This is a genomic window from Nocardia sp. AB354 (assembly GCF_049538315.1).
GTDB lineage: Bacteria > Actinomycetota > Actinomycetes > Mycobacteriales > Mycobacteriaceae > Nocardia > Nocardia nova.
Genome location: NZ_JBMVFU010000020.1, coordinates 57,504 through 74,303, shown reverse-complemented (window position 1 = coordinate 74,303; position 16,800 = coordinate 57,504). Strand labels below are relative to the sequence as shown.

The following is a 16,800-nucleotide window of genomic DNA, read 5'->3' as shown; positions in this document are numbered from 1 at the left end:
CGCCGGAATGTCGCATCGAACTCAAGTGCTGTGCTTATCCGGCTGATGTTCCGCTGCTGAAGAGCCGTAGTCTGTTCCGCCGTCGAGCAGCACGCACGCTGAACGGGTGTGGTGCGTAGGCGGGCGATGTCCGGGCGCGCACCGACCCGGCCGGCGGAGCTGACGCAACTTTATTCGCGCCGTGCGGGCCCGCATCGACTGTGCCCGGGAAGGTGGCCTTATTCGCTGGCTTCCGGTGACTATTCCGTGCCATTCAGGAGATTTTGCGAAAGTTCGGCAGGGTTGTGTGTGGGGTTTCGCTGGCGCGGACTATGGTGCCGAGCAGGCGTGGGAGTATGAATTGGTCGCGTGGTAAACGGCCTGCTTCTGGGAGCCAGTTGTGGACGAGTCCGACGGACAGGCCGGTGTTGGGGTCGGTCCACCCTCCTGATCCGGCGAGTCCGATGTGTCCGAAGCCGCGCGGCGCGCCGGGGGCGGGGATGGAGTGGTAGCCGAGTCGCCAGCCCATGGGAAGAAGCAGGTTTCGGTCCGGTAGCCAAGTCTGTACGCGTGATATCTGCCGCACTCGTGACCGCGACAGAAACTGGGTGTCAGTGGCGATGGCGTTGTAGACCGCAGCGATGGCGCGCGCGGTGAATACGCCGTTGGCGGCGGGGCTTTCGCCCAGCAGGATCGCCGGATCGGCTCCACTGGTCAGCCGCTCGATCCCGTGGGTGTGGATGGCGCGGATGAATCCGGTACCCGGTGCTGGGATGCGTTTGACGATAGGCAGGACGTGCGCGGCATAGGGGATGCCGAAAGGGATTGGTGATCCGTGCGAGGCCGCGGTGGCGATGTTTTCCGACGGCGGCGGCGTGCCGAGGTGTAGGCCATGGATCTGCAGCGGGTCCGCCAGTTCGGTGCGGTACAGCTCGCCCATGCCCTTGCCGGTCACCGCGCGGGCGATGCCGGCGGCGAGCCATCCGAAGGAGATCGCGTGATATGCGGGTATCCCGCGCCATCGGTCGGGTGCGGCGGCCGCGATCCGTTCTTCCATCAGGTGGTGATCCACCAACTCGTCGACAGTCCGGGCGATCGGGCTGACGTGCGACAGACCAGCGCGGTGGGTGAGCACGTCGGCGACGGTGATGTCCTTCTTGCCGTTGGTGCCGAATTCGGGCCAGTATTCGGCGACCGGTGCGCGGTAGTCGATCAGTCCCTGGTCAGCAAGTCTGTGCAGCACGGTGGCGGTGATGCCTTTGGATGTCGAATACGACAGGGCGGCGGTGTTGCGTTGCCAGGGTATGCCCCGGTTGGGATCGGCGGTTCCGGTCCAGACATCGACCACGGGCCGGCCGCGGTGGTAGACGGCGAGTGCGCCACCACCGCGTCCGGCCGAGAACAGGCGCCCGAATGCGGCGATCGCGTCAGCGTAATCCGGATCCCAGGTGCCGTGCACGGCGATGCCGGACCGGCGAGGATCGCCGGGACGAGAAGAAAGCGATTCTACCACTTGTTGATCACCTCAGATGCCGTCGTCGTGATGTCACCTCTTCCGCTAGCCGATGTCGCTGATCATCCGTACGTTCTGTGAAGCGGCTCGACACACGCCGACTCGCGTGATGTTGCTTGCTTTGTCTTCGCCATCCTCTTTCGCATCCGGCGTTCCCGCGCGGGTAAAAGTACCTAGGTGTATACCTATTTTTTTCGGGCCCCGACGTGGCCACTGCTGGTCGCCGAGCGCCGGCGGACGCTGTGAGGGTATCCAGCGCACTGTGAATACAGCGTGCGCTGTCAGCAACGGCTACCGATGGAGCACCGAGGCCGTCCACCCCAACGGCAGAATCACCCTCACAAACCTGCGCTTCGATAAGACACTCGGCGCCGCCACCACGCTGCCCGCCGAATGTGTCGGCCTGCATGTGCGCCGGGATGCGCAATGGCCATCGACCTTGCCTAGGGAACCACGCTGCAGATGACTATCCTCGGGTGCGAAGGGAACACATTATTCGGTCAAGCGCCGCAATGAGCCACACCACGGGCGAAGCTGATGTATGTGCCGGCCCTTACTTTCGGGCAAAGCGAGCCGGTTCAGAGCCCGGCACCTGGACGACCAGGTCGCGAGCGACCAGGTGTCGCAGATGTGCCGCCGCCTCCGACAGCGCCATGTGCTTGCCCATGGGTGACAGTTCCGCCCAAGGCTTGTACCACTTCATGCGTTCGGCGACCTGCCACACCGTGATTCGATCATCACCGAAATTGCCGTACAGATGCTCCAGCCGCTGTTCATGGTGCTCGACCAATCCTGCGGCGCGGCCCGCGACGTCGTCGATAGGAAGCCCGTGAGCGCCGAGGCCCCGGGTGACATTCATCGATTCCACTCGTCGCAGCGAGTCGATGAATTCGGCCAAGGCATCGCGTTCCTCGAGCGGATAGATGAAATTCCCAACGTGCGGAGTCGTCTTCTGCAGAACGTGGTCACCGGTGAACATCACGTCGGAATCCTCGAGATAGAAGCACACGTGCCCCGGGGTATGGCCCGGGGTGTAGACCACTCGAAGAGTGCGGCCGGTCAGCGCGATGTGTTCATCGTCGACGAGCACGCGATCGGGAGACGACTCGTGACTTACGTGAACCTCCTGGCTCGCCGCGGCCACGAACGCATCCTGATCGACCGGGGCAGCGCCCGCTCGGGCCATGTTCTCCTTCTCGGCGGCCATCCAGTCTTCGTCCCGGTCGGCCGACATCTGGGCGAACAGATCATGATCGGCTTCGTGCATCGCGATCCATGCACCCGAGGCTTCCCGGACACGACCGCACAGACCCGTGTGATCCGGATGAAAGTGGGTGAGCACGACGCCTTCGACATCCGCTACCGAATGACCGATGGCTTTTAGCCCGGAGGTGAGACCGCTCCACGCGTTGTCGTCGTACCAGCCGGCATCGATCAAAACAAGACCGCCCGGCGACTCCAGGGCGTACACCAGGGTGTGCCCCAAGGGGTTATCCGTAATCGGAACCTGGATCTGAAAGATGCCATCGCCGACAGATGCCGTGTTCTCCATGCAATGCACCATATTCCTTAGGCAAAGCAACCAAATTCAGCGGCCCCGCCGGACCCGCCGTCGATCCGGCGAGACCCTGCCTGCTGCCCGTCAAGATTCGGGTCACGACCTCCACTGGAGCGAGAGACAGGTATGTATGCACGTAGTTCGACCCTCGCGCTGACACCCTGGCCCACGCGATCAGCTTCTTGTATCCAGCCAACGTGGCCTCGACACGGGTCTCGACCGATGTGCCCGAGCCACCGCCTGCCTGCCTGCGATAACGGTTCCGGCCGCGGCACCGGGCGCGGCTCCAGCGTCGAAACCACACCGGGGATCGCCGCTACCGCACGCTCCAAAACCAGAGACCGCTGCACCCACCGGAAAACGGCAGCACCTTGTCGAGATCGATATGTAACGTGCGCCCGGCCAACCAAGCAACCGACACTTCCGCCGGGGACTCGCCCCAGGCAGCCGCGGAACCACGCGCGCCGATTCGCGGAATCGCTTTCGGTGGGCTTCGTGGACCGGCCAGGTCAATGGCGGCGCAAGCCCTACGGTCGGAACGGCCGCGACCCAGACCGTGATCGGTGCGGGGCGGGCGATTGCGACCCCCTGACGCGCCCGATCCGCCGTATCTGATCAGGCTCTCCGGTTGATGAGTCGAGAATTCGGCCTTCCCCACGTTTACCTCCGGCAGGCCCGCGTTGAGTGCTCGTCTCAGACCGGTGTCTCGCTGACGAGCGCTACAGTTACTGCCTGGTTAAATGTCGCTCACGGGCCGTTTGGCGCACCTGTGAGATCTGTAGTCTCGGATCCGGATGCCACCCGACCCAGGGCACCCCCAGCCGCCGATCGATGACTCGCAGTCACTCGCGTTGTGAGGGCGGTTCGACTTCAGCTTTGCGGCGGGAGGGCACCGATACGATTCGGCCTGCCTGCAAGGAAGACCCGCACGATGACCGGTTACGCCCCCTCCGATCGCCGAATACCGTCACGTGACCAGCTACCCGACGAGTTCTTTGCGCTGTTCCTCGACCGGACTCGCACCTACAGTTGCGCATACTGGACTCGCCCGGATGACACCCTGGAACAGGCCCAGTCCGCCAAGATCGACCTCGCGCTGTCCAAATGCGATCTGAGACCGGGGATGACCTTGCTCGATGTCGGCTGCGGCTGGGGTTCGACGATGCTGCGCGCCATGGACACCTAAGGTGTCGACGCGATCGGGCTGACGCCGCACCGCAACCAGCACCGGTACGTACGAGACCGCCTCGTCGACCGGCTCGTCCGCGGCTGTCCCTACGGCGGTGTGCGACGGCAAGGCTGGCAACAATTCGACCGCCCCGTAGACCGCATCGTCTGCATCGGCGCACTTGAACACATGCCCCCACAGCGATACCCGGACTTCTTCGACTTCGCCTACCGGGTCATGCCCGACGACGGGGTGCTGCTGGTGCAAACCGTCGTCGCCCATGACCCGCACGCGGCGCAAGCGCACCGGGAATCCGGCCCGGTGACCGATACCGACGTGGCGTTCCTGCGCGGCACCGTCTTCCCGGCCGGCCGGCTCCCGCGATCAACCAGCGACAACCCCAGGGGAATCACCGAGTGCGCGCAGGGCGCCGGGTTCACCCTCGCCCGCGTTCAGGAACTGGGGTCCCACTACACCACCACTCTGGACAGCTGGGCGGTCTCTCTGCAGGAGCACCGTGACCGGGCGATCGAACTCGCTGGGCAACACACCTACGATGCCTACAGCAGCTATTTGACCGAGTCCGCCGCCAACTTCGGCCGCGGACACCTCGATGTGGTGCAGTTCAGCTGCACCAAACTCGGCGCAAAGCAACCCTCGCCACATTGATCCTGCCCGCGAAACTCGATTGAGTGCCTGGAACCGTGCGTCGTAGGCTCCAATTGTGCGCCGGCGCCCGCCGACGGTCGCGCTCGAAGAGGCCGGAGGCCCCGATGCCGGATCGGATTTCGTTGCCGTCGACGATTACCGCGTGCCTGTTCGATCTTGATGGAGTGCTCACTCGTACCGCGACCGTGCACGCCGCGGCGTGGAAGCAAGCCTTCGATCCACTGCTCGCGCAGCAGATCGAACCGCAGCGACCCTTCGATGCGGTCGCTGATTACGACGCCTACGTCGACGGCCGTCCCCGTGAGGACGGTGTGCGCTCTTTCCTGGCGTCCCGCGGGATCACATTGGCCGACGGTGGGCCCGGCGATCGGCCGGACGCGCGAACCGTGCATGTGCTGGCCGCGCGCAAGGATGCGATTTTCCTGTGCCTGCTGGCCGAGGATGGTGTGCATGTCTACCCGGAGTCGGTGCGGTTCGTGCGGGCGGTCCGCGCGGCGGGTCTGCATCGCGCGGTGGTCTCCTCGAGTGTGCATTGCGCGCAGATATTGTCGGCAGCCGGGATAGCCGACCTGTTCGAGGTGCGCATCGACGGAATCGTCGCTGCCCGAGATCATCTGGACGGTAAGCCGCAACCGGGCACCTACCTGGCCGCAGCCCGGGCGTTGGGTGTGCGGGCGGCCGACGCGGCCGTCTTCGAAGACGCGTTGGCAGGCATGGACGCCGGGCGCTCGGGCGGGTTCGGCTTCGTCGTCGGCATCGACCGGGCGGACCAGGCCGAGGCGTTGCGTGCTCATGGCGCCGACGTCGTGGTGACCGAGTTGAGCCAGTTGCTGGAGGCTTCGGCGTGATCACAGATCCGGCCTATGTGTGCGAACCGTGGCGAGTACGGGAGACTCGGCTGCAGCTGGATGTGCTGGCACAGAGTGAATCGGTGTTCGCTTTGTCCAACGGGCACCTCGGCTGGCGCGGAAATCTCGACGAAGGCGAACCGCACGGTGTGCCCGGCAGCTACCTCAACGGCTACTACGAGTTGCGTCCGCTGCCGTATGCCGAAGGCGGATACGGCTATCCGGAATCGGATCAGGCGATCGTGAACGTCACCAACGGCAAGATCATCCGGCTGCTGGTCGACGACGAACCGTTCGATCTGCGTTATGGGCGCCTGCACGCACACCAGCGAATCCTGGATCTGCGCAGCGGGCTGTTGTCGCGCGAGGCGGACTGGACCTCGCCGGCGGGGAGGCGGGTTCGTATCCGCACCACCCGGCTGGTCTCGCTGACCCAGCGAGCGGTCGGCGCCATTCGTTTCGAGGTCGAACCCGTCGACGGGCCGGCTCGGGTGGTGGTCCAGTCCGAACTGGTCGCCAACGAACCCGTGCCCGCGACCAGCGGTGATCCCCGGGTGGAGGCAGCGCTGGAGGCGCCCTTGGTGGCCGAGGAGGACCACGCGCACGGTAGCCACCTATGTCTGATCCACCACACCCGCGTCAGTGGACTGCGCGTCGGAGTGGCTGCCTACCACCACATCCACGCACCCGTGCATGCCGCCACGTCTGTCGAATCGGATCCGGACCTGGCGCGTTTCACCCTGACCTGCGTGCTGGCTGCCGGGCAACGCGTGCGTGTGGACAAGACCGTGGCCTACGGCTGGTCGGGGCATCGTTCGCTGCCGGCTGTCCGCGATCAGGTCGATGCGGCGTTGGCGGCTGCCCAGGACAGTGGATGGTCCGGACTGGTCGAGGATCAGCGCGGCTTTCTGGATGAGTTCTGGTCGCGGACCGATGTCGAGGTCGATGGTGATCCACAGTTGCAGCAGGCGGTGCGGTTCGGGCTGTTCCACGTGCTGCAGGCCGGTGCCCGCGCCGAGGAACGCGGCGTGCCTGCCAAGGGGCTCACCGGCCCCGGATACGACGGCCACAGCTTCTGGGACACCGAGACTTTCGTGCTGCCTCTGGTCACCCACACCACCCCGCGCGCGGCGCAAGATGTGCTGCGCTGGCGGCACAGTACGCTCCCCGAGGCCCGCGCCCGCGCCGCCCAACTCGGTCTGCGTGGTGCCGCGTTCGCGTGGCGCACGATCGCCGGTGCGGAGTGCTCCGGGTACTGGCCGGCGGGCGTCGCGGCCTTCCATCTCAATGCCGCTATCGCCGATGCGGTCGTCCGCTATGTCCGCGTCGCGGCCGACTCCGAGTTCGAACGCGGCGTCGGCGCCGAACTTTTGGTCGAGACTGCCCGACTGTGGGAGTCGCTGGGTTACCACGGGCTCGACGGTCGTTTCCACATCGATGGGGTCACCGGGCCCGACGAATACAGCGCCATCGCCGACGACAACGTCTACACCAACCTCATGGCTCAGGCGAACCTGCGCGCTGCCGCCGACGTCGCCGGACGACACGTCCAGGTCGCGAAACGCCTCGGCGTGGACGACGCCGAACGCGAGCGGTGGCGGGCCGCCGCCGAGGCCATGGCTGTGCCCTATGACGACGATCTGAAGGTTCACCAGCAGGCCGCCGGTTTCACCCGCCAGGCTGTATGGCCGTTCGACACCACCGGCCCGGACCGATATCCACTGATGCTGCACTTCCCGTACTTCGACCTCTACCGCAAACAGGTCGTCAAACAAGCCGATCTCGTCCTCGCGATGTATCTGTGCGGTGCGGCGTTCAGCGATGAGGACAAGGCACGCAACTTCGCCTACTACGAAGCGCTCACCGTCCGCGACTCCTCCCTGTCCGCGCCATGCCAGGCGGTCATCGCCGCCGAAACCGGGCACACCGATCTGGCCTATGACTACCTGCGCGAGACCGCGCTGTTGGATCTGGCGGACCTACAACACAACACCCGCGACGGCCTGCACATCGCCGCCCTGGCCGGTTCCTGGACCGCGTTGATCGCCGGATTCGGCGGACTGCGTCACGACACCGGCACACTCTGCTTCGCACCGCGCCTGCCCACCCAACTGTCGCGGCTCGCTTTCCGGCTGCACTACCGTCACCGCGCGCTCCACATCGAGATCACCCAGAGCCAAGCTCGATATGAGCTCCTCGACGGCCGGCCGCTTACCCTCGAACACCACCGCGCGTCGTTCACCCTCGCTCGCGGGGACACCGTCACCCACCCCATCCCGCCACCGATCTCGGTACCCCGCCCGAACCAGCCATCCGGCCGAGAACCGAACCCGCGCAGCGACACCGCCTGATCGTGGTGATTCCGCCGGAATGGCGCGAACAAATCGCGATTCCGGGCGATGTATTGTTCGACCCGCAATGTGAGGCCGATGGCCGAGCATTTCGCCGGGGCTGGCTCTGGCGCGTTGACGGGCCCCGGCCACTTCTGATTCGGGCTGTGACTCGGCAAACGCGCTGCATGGGAGAGTCAGCGGAATCGCTCGCGGTAGCGCGCCTCTGCGTCCCTGGCGACCGTTCGGCTGAAATTGAGGGATTCACCGCGCAGATAGCCGGCGATACCGAGGACGGTTGTCAGACAGCCCGATATCCAGGCCGTCCATGCGGCGCCTCCGCTGGTGAAGCCACCCACCCACGGCGCGAGAAACAATGCAAATCCAGCGACGGCCATAGCCAGGTAATCCCGGGTGGGATCGCCGGCGAGCAGCGACCACAACGCCGTGATCGCGGTGAGCCCACCCAGCCCGATCATGACAGCGGTTGCCACCGCCGAGGGGTGCACGAGCGTGGTGAGCAGAACCGTGACAAGTCCTACCACCAATGCTGCCCGGCTTATCCAGTAACTGAGGGCACTGCGCTCGGTCGGGCCGGTGCTGTAGTCACGGATGCCGGACGCTGTGGGCGGATTATCCCGCGTCCAGGCCACGCCTCCCAGTGCCATGGCGAGAAAACCCGCTACCCACGCTGTCCATGCCGCGCCACGATCCTCGACGAAGCCGTCACCGAGCCAGGGCAGCAGGAACATCGCGAAGCCTGTCGCGAACAGGCCCCAATGGTCGGGGGTCCGGTTCCGTGCCGGCAACGACAATAGCCCGAAGAACGCAATGAACGCCCCGAATCCGAACGTGAGTCCCTCCCCGACGCGAGTGGAACCCACTGTGAGTGATGCCACCACTGCGCCGATTCCCACCACCAGAGCTGCCCACCCCACCCACGTGGAATTTCTCATGAGTATCAGCTAACTCTCGGTGACGTGGTTGGCGCAATCATCCCTCGATCATCGGTTCCAACTCGCGATATCGACGTTGTCGGTCCGACAGGATCAATTTTCGAACGGATCGATATGCATCCCAAAGGCTTTCGGTTCGATGAAGAATCCACCATCTAAGTTGCCGTCCTCGCGGCCGATGCCGAATCCCCGATGCCGCCGAAAGGGTGCGCAGAGGCTGGAAGCATGGGCACCGCGATCGCTGACCTGGTCACCAGGGCGGGCCACAACGCCCAGCGGCTCGGAACCGGCGATCTGGAGCAGCCGGTCACTGGCACTGTGGTGGTCTTAGCTGTCCCATATCCAGCCGTTGACGATGTCCTTGCCCAACGTGGGAACCAGTTGAGCGGCCGCATCGTCGTCGACATCACCAATCCGGTGAACTTCGAAACTTTCGCCTCTCGCTACGCCCGAAACGGTCATGTCAGCGAAGATTCACCGGTCCGAAAATTGTGCCGCCGCGGTGCATACTGGCCCTCGTCAAAGCAACTGGCCCGTTGCGCGTCGGCCGGTGAATCCAGCCATTCAAGCGCTGATTTGTGTTCACTCGACGGTGGTCTTGTTCACGCCCTGGTCACCGGTGTCGCTCGAGCTGCAATCCACCACATCGCCGGCGAAACGGCCGACCGAGTCGTCGAGAGCGTTTCCCGAGGCTCAACGGAGTGATTTTCCATGTGTGCGCTGGTGGCGGTGGGGCAAACTATCCTTGATTCACGTATTGCGGTCGTGGTGCACACTCGGCGTGTTTCGGGGGCTTGGATTCTTCGGCAAGGGCATCGCCCCCGGCGGCGGGTAAGGCGGGCATAGGCAATTCGATGGGTGAGGTTGATCCGCTCAGGACCCAGCGGGCGGCTGCGGGTCCGTTGATCGAGGCCGAGTTGGCGAGCGCCGGATTCGGCGATGCCCATGTAATCGGCCGCGGCGGGTTCGGTGTCGTTTACCGCTGCACCGAGACGGCGCTGGATCGTACGGTTGCGGTCAAGGTACTGACCGCTGACTTCGACGCAGACAACCGGGAGCGGTTCTTTCGCGAGCAGCAGGCTATGGGGCGGCTGACGGGGCAGCCCAACATCGTCCCTGTGTTGCAGGTGGGTGCTACCGAGTCGGGGCGTCTTTTTCTGGTGATGCCGTATTTTCCGCGAGGTTCTCTGGAGGCCAGGATTCGACGCGATGGCCCGCTGAGCGTGGAGCAGACGCTGCAGCTCGGGGTGAAGATGGCTGGGGCGCTGGCCGCGGTGCACCGGCTCGGGATCGTACATCGGGATATGACGCCGGCGAACATACTGTTCACCGACGACGGCGAACCTGAGTTGACCGACTTCGGGATCGCGCACATCCCTGGCGGGTTCCAGACCGCCACCGGCACCATAACCGGGTCGCCGGCGTTCACCGCCCCGGAGGTCCTCAGCGGGGATCCGCCGAGCCCGGCGTCGGACGTGTACGGGCTTGGAGCCACCTTGTTCGCGGCCTTGACCGGGCATGCGGCGTTCGAGCGGCACAGCGGCGAAGCCGTTGTCGCGCAATTCCTGAGGATCACGAGTCAGCCGGTGCCGGACCTGCGCAAGCACGGCATCGACGCCGAGGTGTGGGCTGTCGTGGAGCAAGCGATGTCCCGCGACCCCCGACAGCGGCAGTCCGCCACCGAACTCGGCAACACGCTGCGCCGCCTGCAAGCCCGCCCCAGGTTCCCCGGCGACAAGATCACCGTGCCACCCGACCCTGTTCCGGACCATCCGGCGGGCGAACACGCACCGTCGGCGCCGTCAACCCCCTTTCCCTCCCAGCTGGGATCGGGCCGGCCCGCGGCACGGACATCCGGGGCGGCGGGGAATTTACCGCAGCAGCTGACCAGTTTCGTCGGCCGCCGAATCGAACTCGCCAAGGTGAAGAGCTTGCTCGCCGCGTCGCGGCTGGTCACCTTGACCGGCATCGGCGGGGTCGGCAAAACCCGGCTGGCCCTGCACGCCGCCGCGAAGCTGAGGCGGGGGTTCACCGACGGGCTGTGGCTGGCCGAACTGGGCGAGTCAGGTGACGACGCACTCGTAGCAGATGTGGTTGAGGCTGCGCTGGGGCTACGGGACGAAGCAGGCCACACGCCTTCAGATCTGCTGATCGAGCACTTCGCGACACGGAAGGCGTTGCTGGTGCTGGATAACTGCGAGCGGGTGATCGATGGTGCGGCCGAACTGGCCCAGACTTTGTTGCGCACCTGCCCCGATCTGCGGATCCTCGCCACCAGTCGCGAGGCGCTCGCCATTCGCGGGGAAGCGGTGCTACTGGTCCCGCCGTTGGCCGTTCCCGAACCCGGGCGTGAACTCTCCCAGAAGAGCGCAGCGAACTATGAGGCGCTGACGTTGTTCGCCGACCGGGCCGCGGCCGCGGTGCCGGGTTTCGAACTTACCGCGGACAACGCCACTACGGTGGCGCAGATTTGCCGACGACTCGACGGCCTGCCGCTGGCGATCGAGCTGGCGGCGGTGCGGTTACGGGTCATGTCGCCCGAACAACTCCTGCAACGGCTGGACGACCGGTACGCGCTGCTTACTCACGCCGCCCGCGGCACACCGACGAGGCAACAAACGCTGCGCTGGTGTATCGACTGGAGCTACGACCTGTGCAGCCCGGCGGAACAACAGCTATGGGCCCGTCTGTCGATCTTCGCCGGCAGCTTCGAACTCGATGCCGCCGAACAGTTGTGCCGGGTCGACGCAGGGCCGGATGATCTACTCGACCTGATCACCGCGCTGGTCGACAAGTCCATTCTGATCCGCGAACAAACAAACTCCACTGTCCGCTTTCGAATGCTCGAAACCCTGCGCGTCTACGGACACGAAAAACTTGCGCCGACCGGCGAATACCCCGAACTGGCGCGGAGACACGCCAGCTGGTACGCAGCGTTGGCTCGGCGGGCGGAGTCCGAATGGATCAGCCCCCGCCAGCTCGACTGGATTGCCCGCCTCGACCGCGAGCAGCCCAACCTCCGCGCAGCCATGCGATTCTGCCTGACCGACGGTGGTAATCGTGATGAAAAGACCACGATCGGCTTGCAGATTGCTGTGGCCCTGCTTCCCTACGGAGTTTCGCGCGGCATGCTCGACGAGGGACGATATTGGCTCGTTCGCTTCTTGGCCAGGTCGCACGGCCAACCCATCGTGTTACGGGCCGCGGGACTGTACGCAGTTACCGCAGTGGCCTCGCTGCAGGGCGACCTCGCCGCCGGAAGCGCCGCGGTCGTCAAGGGCCGCTCACTGACGGCACAAGCGCCCGACCCGACCGCGAGGGGGTGGATCGCCTACGCCGACGGACTGCTGGCGCTGTGCAGCGGCGATCCATCCCGAGCGCGGGAGAGCCTAGAGGCCGCTCTGGAGGCATTCCAAGCGGTACAGGAGCGTACGGCGCAGGTCGGCGCCCTGCACCTGCTCGGCCTCACATATGGTCATCTCGGAGACGCTACAAAGGAACTCGCATGTTACGACCGCGTACTGGAACTGACCGAGTCCCATGGCGAGGTCGTATACCGCGCGTACACGCTCTGGGCCACCGCGGTGGCCGTTTGGCGCCAAGGACACCGCGACCGTGCCGTGCGGCTGCTGGAAGAAGGCCTACGCCTGACCCGGCAGATTCACGACCCCCTCACTGTCACGATATCCCTGGAGACCCTGGCCTGGATCGCCGGCGCCGAGGGTAATGCAGTGCGCGCCGCGACACTCATGGGGGCCGCCGACGGGCGGGGGCAGTCGATGGGTAGTGTCTCCGTCTTCTACGCACATCTGCGCGGCTACCACGAGGAATGCGAGCGGACCTGCCGCCGAGCGCTCGGAACGCGAGCCTTCGAGACGGCCCGCGCCAAGGGTCGGGCACTGGACCTCGATGCCGCCGTGTCCTACGCACTCGGCGAACAGCCCCAGCCGGTCACATCCGCCCCGGATGCCGGCGTTCTGACCGGACGTGAGCGTCAGATTGCGAAGTTGGTCGCTCAGGGCCTGACCAATAAAGCAATAGCCGCCCGACTCGTGATATCTCCACGCACCGTCGATGGACACGTCGAACATATTTTGACCAAACTCGGCTTCACCTCCCGGGCACAGATCGCGGCCTGGGTCGCCGCGGAGGAGGGCGCTGAACGCCCCTGAAACCCGTGCGGCAGACCAGCCTCTCAGTCGAGCGGCGTTTCTATACAGTGGTGAGTAATTAGGGTGGTTGGTGATTCCGGGTGATCGACGCTGATCTTCAATGATCGTCTCTTCAACGGTCGGCGCCGGATGCCGATGATGGATGGCTGTTTCTCGCCGGAAAGGGGCACCTTTGAACGAATACAGGGTCGGCTACATCATTGGAAGTCTGTCCTCCACGTCGATCAACCGGATACTCGCGCGAGCGTTGATCCGCCTCGCCCCGGATGGCCTTGCTTTTGTCGAGATCCCGATCAGGGATCTCCCGCTCTACAGCCAGGACTATGACGCGGACTACCCGCCCGAGGGGCGGGCGTTGAAAGAGGCGCTCGGCGCGGTGGACGCGGTCTTGTTCGTCACGCCGGAGTTCAACCGGTCGATCCCGGGCGGTTTGAAAAACGCGATCGACTGGGCGTCTCGACCGTGGGGACAGAACTCGTTCGATCATATGCCGGCCGCGGTCATCGGCGCCTCCCCGGGCTCGATCGGCACTGCGCTGGCGCAGCAGAGTTTGCGCGCGGTGCTGAGCTTCGTCAACGCGCGACAGATGACAGCGCCGGAGGCATACATCACCTTCAAGGCGGAGATCTACGGCGAGGACGGCTCCGTGTCGGATGAGCCGACCGGACAGTTCCTGCGCGGCTACATGCGCGAGTTCCGTGACCACATCGAGCGGGTGCTCACCGTCCTTCCCCGCAGCCGCTGACAACCGTCCTCCGGCCTTTCGAGTCGCCGATACGACGATCACGAGGACGTTGCCGCGTCGGGCTTAGTAGCCGAGGAGGTTCGGTGAAGGTTGGTGTGATCGGTGTGGGAGGCGTCGGGTCGGCGGCGACTCTGGCGCTGCTGGCACGCGGATGTGCTCGCGAGATCGTGCTCGTCGACCGCAATCGCAGCCGCGCTGAGGGGGTGGCGCTGGATACGGACTACGGACTGCCACTGTTGCCGCCCGCGGACGTACGGGCGGGCGAGGTCGCCGACCTGGCCGATGCCGCGTTGCTGATCATCACGGCCGGTGTCAACGAGGCCGCCGGTGGCGCCACCGACCGGAGCGACACAGCGGGCCGGCTACGGCTGCTCGATCACAACGCCGCGGTCTATCGCGAGCTGGGCCCTGAACTGGTCGCGGTCGCACCCGACGCCACGATCATGGTGGTTACCGACCCACCCGACCCGTTGGCGGATCTGACGCGCGCCCTGGCAGGACACGGCCGGGTGTTCTCGACCGGCACCGTGCTCGACAGTCTGCGCTTCCGGGTACACCTCGGACGGCGACTACAGGTACGTCCGGCCGACGTGCAAGCCATGGTCGTCGGCGAACACGGCACCAGCGAGGTACTGCTGTGGTCCTCGGCAGCTGTGGCCGGTGTGCCGGTCCTCGACATCCTGACCCACCGGGGTGATGACATCGATCAGGTGCGTGAGCGGATCGAGTCCGAAATCCGGTACGCGAACATCACCATCATCGAGGGCATCGGTGCGAGCCAGTACGGGATCGGCGCCGTAGTGGCACGCTTGGCCGAAGCGGTACTGAGGGACGAACAAGCATTGTTCACGGTGGGTGCCTACCATCCGGACTACCAGGTGACGTTGTCGCTACTGTCGACGATCGGCGAGAGCGGAGTGCTGAACACCCACCGACCGGCCATGACCGAGAGCGAACAGGCCGCGCTCGAGCGCAGCGTCCAGACCCTGCGACAGGCGACGGCCACGATCACTCCGGCTACGGGTAATAGCTGACAAGCAGCGCGGTGATATCCGCGGCTCGCTACGCGTACGCGTATTGAGCGGGCTCACTGACGGTTTCGGCGAAGGCGAATTGAGCTTGTCCGGTTTCCCACAAGGGTGGGTGTGATGTTCACGCTGCCGCGTGAACGGACTCGTGTGCGGGTCGTTCCGCTCACATTGTGGCGAGCTCCTTTTCCAGCCGTTCGCGGTACATCTGCTTGGTCATGCCGGAGCGGGTGAATATCTCCTCTTCAGGCGGCTCACCGAAGGGGAGCCAGATCCCGGCGAGTCGAATGATCTCGTCGTCTCGTTATAGGAGTACGGGGCTGGCGCCTTGCGTGTTTGCCGGGGACGATCGCTGAAGTGGCGATAGCGCTGGATGCTGCGGGCCAAACGCGTGTGAGAAGGGGAGTCCGACGTTGGTCGATGGCGGATGTCATTCGTTTCGGGCGGGTTCGAAAGTATTGTGTTCGGCGTCGGTAACGTGGCTCACGGATATCTCCTCGATCTATCGGGTCAGTACGGTGCACGCGCTGACTCCGGGAGCGCCGCCGACATGGCTGAATGCCACCGGGGGTGTTCCGGGCACCTGCCGGCGGCCTGCGGCTCCCCGGAGTTGCAGAACGTTCTCGTGGATTTGGCGGAGGCCGGTCGCTGTGACCGCAGCGCCGTTGGGAAGGATGCCTCCGTCGGTGTTGATCGGTAGTCGTCCGCCGCGCTCGGTGGCCTTCGAGGCGATCAGTGTCGATTGTTCGCCATCCGCGCACAGGCCGGTTTCTGCCATGTGTATGAAATGTACGTCTCGCCAGCAGAATCCGCGCGGAGCCGTCCAGCATCAGAAACAATTCGGTCGCGGGATCGACAGTGTGGGCGATCGAGCTGACACGCGACAGACCCGCGCGGTGGGTGAGCACGTCGGTGACAGTGATGTTCTTTTTGCCGTTGGTGCCGAACTCGGGCCCGTATTCGGCGACCGGTGCGCGGTAGTCGATCAGTTCCTGTTCGGCAAGTCTGTGCAGGACAGTGGCGGTGATGCCAGGGCCTCCTGCGGATTGGGTTGGTGACGGTCGGGCCAGTTGTGTCGTCCCGCTGCATGGCTCTCACGAGGAGCAAGTGCACCGGCGCAATACTCTATGAATCAACTATAGATTCATATTGGTACTTTTGGGCGCAAGATGTACCGTCTTGATGTGACCAAAGGCCGAACAGTGCGAGAGCAGATCCTGCACGCAGCCCAGGAGGCACTGCGGGACGGCGGAGGCGATGCCCTACGCCTCCACGACATCGCGGACCGCGCCGGGATCGCGCGCCCGCATCTGTACCGATACTTCGACAGCAAAGCCGATCTGCTTCGAGAGGCGGTCCTGGCAGAGATTCGCAGGATCCATGACCAGCGCCGACGCGCTCTGAAGCGTGTTCGGACAGGGGAGGAGCTGATCGTGGAGTCGCTCGTGCTCGGTGCGCATCAGGCCCGCGCTGCGCACTCGGTGATCGCCATCGCGGGACCCGAGATGAAGGGGGTCGGACAGCTGGTTGCTCACGATACCGATCTGGTCGCCGTCGAAGCGGAGTACTGGACGCCCGTGATTGCGCAAGCACGGCGGGAGTGCGTCATCGACCCAGTGTTGGACGACTACCGAATTATCAAATGGTTTCTGACGAGCCAATTTCTGGTCGTGACTCAGCCTGATCTGGTCGGCCCCGACCTGCGGGAGTGGGTCGAACGCTTCATCGTCCCCCCGATTCGGATGAAGTTTGATGTGGACCCGAGGCCGCATGCCCCGTAATCGTCGGCCGGAACTGCTGGGCGAAAGAGGAAGCCTGATGCTCGGCATGAGTT

At 64.9% G+C, this 16,800-nt stretch carries 10 protein-coding genes and 3 pseudogenes; 8 read left to right on the top strand and 5 right to left on the bottom strand.

The genetic code is table 11. The features are described 5' to 3' along the window. Nucleotides 1-253: 253 nt before the first annotated feature. Complete coding sequence (locus ACPCUW_RS25545; RefSeq protein WP_423427667.1) at nucleotides 254-1,438, bottom strand: serine hydrolase domain-containing protein; 1,185 nt, start codon at nucleotides 1,436-1,438, stop codon at nucleotides 254-256. Between the two features lie 607 nt (nucleotides 1,439-2,045). After that, on the bottom strand, nucleotides 2,046-3,044 hold the full coding sequence (locus ACPCUW_RS25540; RefSeq protein ID WP_423427567.1) for an MBL fold metallo-hydrolase: 999 nt from the start codon (nucleotides 3,042-3,044) through the stop codon (nucleotides 2,046-2,048). Between the two features lie 937 nt (nucleotides 3,045-3,981). On the opposite strand from ACPCUW_RS25540, the pseudogene ACPCUW_RS25535 reads away from it, so the two are divergent. The 3 genes and pseudogenes from ACPCUW_RS25535 (at nucleotide 3,982) to ACPCUW_RS25525 (ending at nucleotide 8,086) form a co-directional block, all read left to right on the top strand. Beyond that, a pseudogene (locus ACPCUW_RS25535) lies at nucleotides 3,982-4,887 on the top strand (class I SAM-dependent methyltransferase). A gap of 104 nt (nucleotides 4,888-4,991) precedes the next feature. Then, nucleotides 4,992-5,735 carry an HAD family hydrolase gene (locus ACPCUW_RS25530; RefSeq protein ID WP_423427565.1) on the top strand — a complete coding sequence of 248 codons (744 nt, stop codon included), beginning with the start codon at nucleotides 4,992-4,994 and terminating at the stop codon, nucleotides 5,733-5,735. Further along, nucleotides 5,735-8,086, top strand: a complete 2,352-nt coding sequence (locus ACPCUW_RS25525; RefSeq protein WP_423427664.1) for a glycoside hydrolase family 65 protein — start codon at nucleotides 5,735-5,737, stop codon at nucleotides 8,084-8,086. Before ACPCUW_RS25530 ends, ACPCUW_RS25525 begins: the two co-directional genes overlap by 1 nt. A gap of 176 nt (nucleotides 8,087-8,262) precedes the next feature. On the opposite strand, the gene ACPCUW_RS25520 is transcribed toward ACPCUW_RS25525, so the two are convergent. After that, nucleotides 8,263-8,949, bottom strand: coding sequence for an SPW repeat protein (locus ACPCUW_RS25520; protein ID WP_423427564.1), 687 nt, complete (start codon nucleotides 8,947-8,949; stop codon nucleotides 8,263-8,265). 297 nt (nucleotides 8,950-9,246) lie between these two features. Here ACPCUW_RS25520 and ACPCUW_RS25515 point away from each other — a divergent pair, with 297 nt between their 5' ends. The 4 genes from ACPCUW_RS25515 (at nucleotide 9,247) to ACPCUW_RS25500 (ending at nucleotide 14,972) form a co-directional block, all read left to right on the top strand. Next, entirely contained in the window at nucleotides 9,247-9,726 is a 480-nt protein-coding gene (locus tag ACPCUW_RS25515) for an NAD(P)-binding domain-containing protein (protein WP_423427562.1), read from the top strand. A gap of 149 nt (nucleotides 9,727-9,875) precedes the next feature. Further along, on the top strand, nucleotides 9,876-13,193 hold the full coding sequence (locus tag ACPCUW_RS25510; RefSeq protein WP_423427560.1) for a protein kinase domain-containing protein: 3,318 nt from the start codon (nucleotides 9,876-9,878) through the stop codon (nucleotides 13,191-13,193). A 172-nt stretch (nucleotides 13,194-13,365) separates the two neighbouring features. Continuing rightward, entirely contained in the window at nucleotides 13,366-13,938 is a 573-nt protein-coding gene (locus ACPCUW_RS25505; protein ID WP_423427559.1) for an NADPH-dependent FMN reductase, read from the top strand. Nucleotides 13,939-14,021: 83 nt separating this feature from the next. Beyond that, complete coding sequence (locus tag ACPCUW_RS25500; RefSeq protein ID WP_423427558.1) at nucleotides 14,022-14,972, top strand: lactate/malate family dehydrogenase; 951 nt, start codon at nucleotides 14,022-14,024, stop codon at nucleotides 14,970-14,972. Nucleotides 14,973-15,468: 496 nt separating this feature from the next. On the opposite strand, the pseudogene ACPCUW_RS25495 reads toward ACPCUW_RS25500, so the two are convergent. Both ACPCUW_RS25495 and ACPCUW_RS25490 read right to left on the bottom strand, forming a co-directional pair. Further along, nucleotides 15,469-15,750 (bottom strand): annotated as a pseudogene (locus tag ACPCUW_RS25495) (thiolase C-terminal domain-containing protein); the annotation flags it as partial. Nucleotides 15,751-15,901: 151 nt separating this feature from the next. After that, nucleotides 15,902-15,952 (bottom strand): annotated as a pseudogene (locus ACPCUW_RS25490) (hypothetical protein); the annotation flags it as partial. 198 nt (nucleotides 15,953-16,150) lie between these two features. Between ACPCUW_RS25490 and ACPCUW_RS25485 the strand changes: the two are divergent. Continuing rightward, a complete protein-coding gene (locus tag ACPCUW_RS25485) occupies nucleotides 16,151-16,747 on the top strand; it encodes a TetR/AcrR family transcriptional regulator (RefSeq protein WP_423427556.1) in 597 nt (198 codons plus the stop codon). The last annotated feature ends 53 nt before the right edge of the window (nucleotides 16,748-16,800 follow it).